The 4958-nt window shown below is 56.4% G+C and carries 5 protein-coding genes; 4 read left to right on the forward strand and 1 reads right to left on the reverse strand.

The genetic code is table 11. The features are described from left to right. Positions 1-191 precede the first annotated feature (191 nt). From GU927_RS20290 to GU927_RS20305, 4 genes are all read left to right on the forward strand, one after another. Complete coding sequence (locus GU927_RS20290; RefSeq protein ID WP_161764220.1) at positions 192-536, forward strand: MerR family transcriptional regulator; 345 nt, start codon at positions 192-194, stop codon at positions 534-536. A gap of 3 nt (positions 537-539) precedes the next feature. Next, positions 540-2729, forward strand: coding sequence for a VIT domain-containing protein (locus tag GU927_RS20295; protein WP_161764221.1), 2190 nt, complete (start codon positions 540-542; stop codon positions 2727-2729). Position 2730: 1 nt separating this feature from the next. Further along, the gene (locus GU927_RS20300) at positions 2731-3054 is read left to right on the forward strand and encodes a hypothetical protein (RefSeq protein WP_161764222.1); all 324 of its coding nucleotides are present in this window, start codon (positions 2731-2733) and stop codon (positions 3052-3054) included. Between the two features lie 473 nt (positions 3055-3527). Continuing rightward, on the forward strand, positions 3528-4286 hold the full coding sequence (locus tag GU927_RS20305; RefSeq protein ID WP_161764223.1) for a hypothetical protein: 759 nt from the start codon (positions 3528-3530) through the stop codon (positions 4284-4286). A 546-nt stretch (positions 4287-4832) separates the two neighbouring features. Here GU927_RS20305 and GU927_RS20730 read toward each other — a convergent pair. After that, positions 4833-4958, reverse strand: a 126-nt coding sequence (locus GU927_RS20730; RefSeq protein ID WP_161763958.1) for an integrase core domain-containing protein, incomplete at its 5' end; no start/stop codon positions are given.

Consider the following 4958-nt stretch of genomic DNA (forward strand, 5'->3'; position numbering starts at 1 on the left):
CGCCCGCCTCATGCTCCTGCAGGATGCCTATGATCTGCTCTTCCGTCAGTCGTGCCTTCTTCATCGTCCGTCCTCTCCATGGGCCGGACTCTAATCGCAGGTGGAGGAAAAATCCCGTGGCAGGTCATTTTTGTCTCGTTACTTGACGCCGCGATGATCGTGACATACTTCATGTCGCGTTAGGGGGAGTGATGACGCTCGCAGAGCTGGCCGAACGCATCGGCACCGCACCACGTCAGATCCGGTTTCTCATCGCGGAGGGCATACTGCCTCCCGCCAATAAGACTGGTCGTGCGGCAGATGCTTATGGCGAAGAACACCTGATCAAGGCCCAAAGATACCTCGCCCTTCACAGGATGGGGATGAAGCCGGCTTCTATCAAGGTGCTCATGGCTTTCGACGACGCGGTGCCGATTGTGCAATCCGGTGGAGTAGAACTGCGTGTGTCGCCTGACATCGCGCCCGATGCCATCGATGTTGATGCAGTCGTCGCCGAAATCGCTGCAGCCTTAAGAACCTATGTTTCGAAGGGATAATTCATGGCGAACGGTATGGTCTTCGGTCACCTGCTCGAAGAACTGAATGACGGCGTCACTATATTCCGCGATGGAGACGGCAAGCATATGCCCCTCAGTAGCACCGCAATTGATGTCTCCATCCAGTCCGGGCTGGCGATTGTTGTTACGACCCGCACCTTCGCGAATGTTGAAGATGTCCCCATCGAAGCCGTGCTCACCATGCCGGTTGGTTTCAATGCCGTCGTTACGGGTCTGTCGGCCAAGATTGATGGGCGCCCGCTCCGCGCCGTTGCCAAAGGCAAGACGGCAGCTCGGACCAGTTATGAGGGCGCAATTGATCAGGGCAAGATGGCGATCCTTCACGAAGAAGTCTTGCGCGGCATCCATGTCCTATCGGTAGGTCAGTTGGCTCCGGGAAAAGAAGTATCTGTCGAACTGCGCACCGTGATGCCGTTGGCCGCCACAGAAAATGGTCTTTTGCTGCGCCTGCCCATGACCACAGGTCAGCTTTATGGCGTGTCTCCGCTACAGCCGGCCGATAACCTGATCACTTCGGCATCTGTGCAGCACGTGGCATCGCTTCGCGTTCACTCGGATAGCGGAGTGCCGCATCTTATCGGCTTTGGTTCGTTGGCTGATGGACAGGCGATTGATGTTCTTATGAATAAATCCGTCGAGATCGAAATCGCGGGCGGCGCGATGGGAACATTGCTCGGCGTGTCAGCAAGCGGGCGGCAGGTTCGGCTCGATCTGCGCCGAGAGCCAAGCGGCGAAAACAGTCTGAAAATCGCCATCCTCATTGATCGGTCTGGTTCGACGGGCAGCCCGGTCGGGACTGATGGGCAAACCGTGCTTTCCGCCATTCGGGGAGGTCTTGCGAAGTCACTGAAGAACGTGACGGACGAGGACCTGATCGCCATCTGGCAGTTCGATGATAGTTGCCAGCGGCTTGGGACCGGACGCGGCGCTGAAATTCTTCAGATCCTGAAGAGGTTGAAGCAGCCAGGCGGCGGCACCCGCCTTGGCGAGGCCATCAAGGCCGTTGCCCGCACTGGTGCGCAGGATATCCTTGTGCTGACGGATGGTCAGACCTGGGACCAGCTGTCACCGCAGGTCGAAGGGAAGAACGTTCGCGTCAGCGCCGTGCTGGTGGGACGAGCCAGTCTTGATGCCAATATCGGGCATTTCTGCGCGGCGACCGGGGGTGACCTCTTCTACACGCCAGATGCTGACGTGGAAAAATCTGTGTCCGTTGCTCTTTCGCAAATGCGCTCGTTCCGTACAGAGCGTCAGCTTGAAACGGAGGGTTCAGACCTGGTTCGTGTCGTGCAAACGCTCGGCGGCGTGACTGTCAGCGCACAATGGAGCGACGCGATGGCTATGGGAGCTGCCGACGACATTGGCCGCTACGCCGCCGCGCTGTGCCTGGGTCAGCTTGATGACGCTGCCGCTGAACGATTGGCGGTAATGGAGGGTCTTTGCAGCAATGTCACCAGTCTCGTCTTGATCGATGAAGCCGGTGCGCTGAGCGATGGCATCTCCGAAACACGTAAGATCCCGCTGATGGATGCTGACGACGGCAGCCAACTTGGGGACTTCATCGAAGATCGAAATGCGATCCTTCCTATGGCTAGGGCAAGCGCAAGCTATTCGGCGTCAGAAGACAGGGCACCACGCATGCGCTTCGGGATCAGCAGTCTTTTGCCAGCTCGCAATGCGCCGACACCAAGTGTTCCGTCGGGCGGCACTCCAAGCCCAGAAGCGCTCTCTCGGCTCCAGGCCGCTGTTTCGAAGACCCCTGTGCCGAGCGGACAGAGAAGGAAGCTGCGCTCGTTCCTCGACGACGGGATCATTGAGCCTGCGAAGCAAGAGGCACTGCGAAAAGCGAAAGAATATCGCCTTGCCGAAGTGGCGGTGGGCATCGATTGGGAGAACCAGGCAAATCGTTTTCTGTCGCTAGCGTTTGACGGCCTATTGGTGAGCGAGCAGACGGCACTTGAGCGGTTGGTTCAGCATGTGCTGGCCCTTGCCTTCTCGCGCTCCGAAGATGCCCTCAAGCGGGATCTGCTTGCTTACTTGTCACTGCGGTTCGTGACCCATTCTCGCGCGGCGCGGCGCTTTGCCGTCAAAGTTCTCGACGGGCGCTCGGAAGCAGCGTTTATCGCAGAATACGACGCCTTGATTTTTTCAGACGTGATTGAAGGGAAATAACATGCTGAAAATAATTACTATTCTTGCCGTGCTCGGGTTGCCGACGATTGCTGCAGCACAGAACTGCACGATCTTTGATGACATGGCGATGTGTTCTGACGGTACAAGCGCCATGCGTATCGGTGAAACGACATACTTCGATGACGGCAGCACAGCGACCGAGCTGGGCGACACAACTTTCTTCGATGATGGCTTTACGGCGACCGATATTGGCGGCTCTACATTTTACAGCGACGGGACATCGTCGTCTCAGATCGGTGACACCACGTTCTTCGACGACGGCTCAACTTGCACGCAGATCGGGAACCAGCTTTTCTGCAATTGAATCCATGTCGGCGAGGCGAATGACTTATGCCCGGCTATAATCACTACCCAAGCTGTCAGTGTGGTTGGTGTGTCGCGCATGGGCGAACCGTCGACAACGCGGCTTTACGCAACGAGATGGCACGCAGGACGTCGGCTGATTTTCTCAAGAGGAACGGCGCATCACGTCTTGGATCTAGCTGTTTCGTTGCTCCAAACGCTACTTGTCCCGTTTGCAAAGCAAGCGTTTACTTTTATGCGAATTCAAACGGAAGCAGGGTATTCTTTGATGATCTAGGGCCGCCATGGCCCAAGCACCCTTGTACCGACAGGCCAAATGTTGCGGCGCGAGTGGCCGTTATTGGTGCTCGGCCAGAGCGCAGAAAGATAGGACTTATAAAGGAGATCGTCGGACATGCGTGGGTGCTAGATCGAAAGCGCGCACCCAGTCTCGACCGTACAGAATCTCCCAACCTGGACGGATGGCGCCTTCTGTTGATTACAGAGGTCAAAGCAAGGGGTGGAAAAGTACAGCTTTCAGCCGAGTTTGTGGAAACAATACATCAGCACCGGATTACTCTGCTGGCCGACCAAGGTGGCCAGTTCTATGTTGGCCAATTCGCCAGTCTACGACGCGATGTTTTGTCGTTCTTCGATGAAATCGCTGGAGAGCGCCGAGACGTCGGGGTGACTTACGAAGGTATGAAGCCCTCTCAACCGGAGCCCCGTGCTCCAGCGCGACCACCGGCGGACCATCGTCGCCTTGATGCGTTTGGACTTCCTGCCGCGTTGAAAACGGAGGGCATCCCCGGACCGGCTGAACGAGCGCATTATATTGGGCGGGACCCATCGTCTCGGTACTTCGAGGACGTGAAAGAGATCATACAGATTGCAGCGAAGAAGGGAGCCAACTATTTGGCGGATTTCCAGATCGTTCTCAACGATCGTAATGTCAGAACGCTTCGCTCATCAAAATGGACCAGAGAGCTTGTTTCCGCGGTGATCTACGACATACGCCACGAAGAAAAGCTACGACCTCAGAAACCAAACCGAGCAGCCACTGTTGCGGCAGCCATTCATGAGGCGGATCGTGAAAAGATTGCGAAAGAACTGCAAGAGACCGAAGCTAGGATAGCAGACTTGGAAGCCAGCTGGGATGCTGCAGCTTCGGGCAATCAGCGCCAAAAGATCCATGATCAACTGAGTGCAGCTCGTCGGAGGCGTACTAAATTGTTCGGGATGCTATGGGGTTGAAGGGCGGGCTGTCAGATTAGCGTCGGATTACTGTCCCCCGTTAATGCGCAGCAGTTCGCGGCGCTCCCGTGCCGCAGCCACGGGCACCGGAGAGAGTTCGATTTTTGTCAAACTCCCTCCGCCACTTTTCCTTGTGCGACCGCCTTTCACCCGACAGGACAAAAGCCTGAGCGCGCCCGCCGCGAGACAGACGTCTGCATGTGCGGTCGTTGGAGACTTTTCTGACCTTGGGCAGAGAGACGCGGCAGTTCCCGCCCGGACGGGGACGTCTGTTACACCGTCAAGGGCCTCTCGCTTGGCCCGAATGGTGTGCATGCATGTGGAAGGGCCGCCTGCCTTTGGCGGATCGGGCAGCAGTGCGATGAAAGCTGACGGGCCTTGTGCAGACTGCCTGGCTGGGATGGATTTTGGTCATTTATCAGGCAGAAATTGTCCAAAGATTCAAAATTTTCTTTGGATAAGTTTATTATTAATGAAAAGTATTTAATATAAACATAAATAAAAAGCGAATACCCGTCGTTTCCCGACCGTGTCACGCGCAGCCCGCTAGATGTGAGTTCTCAGAAGGTCATTCACCCTTGCGATTGGCGGGAGGCCGCCCAGTGCAGAATGTGGTCGTGACTGGTTGAACCAGTCAAGCCAGCGCGTGAGGTCGGCGTTTCGCGCTGCTGA

The sequence above is a fragment of the Paragemmobacter amnigenus genome (assembly GCF_009908265.2).
Taxonomy (GTDB): Bacteria; Pseudomonadota; Alphaproteobacteria; order Rhodobacterales; family Rhodobacteraceae; genus Paragemmobacter; species Paragemmobacter amnigenus.

Coding starts and splice junctions, on each gene's coding strand:
- GU927_RS20290 (WP_161764220.1), top strand. CDS start 192: ATGACGCTCGCAGAGCTGGCCGAACGCATCGGCACCGCACCACGTCAG.
- GU927_RS20295 (WP_161764221.1), top strand. CDS start 540: ATGGCGAACGGTATGGTCTTCGGTCACCTGCTCGAAGAACTGAATGAC.
- GU927_RS20300 (WP_161764222.1), top strand. CDS start 2,731: ATGCTGAAAATAATTACTATTCTTGCCGTGCTCGGGTTGCCGACGATT.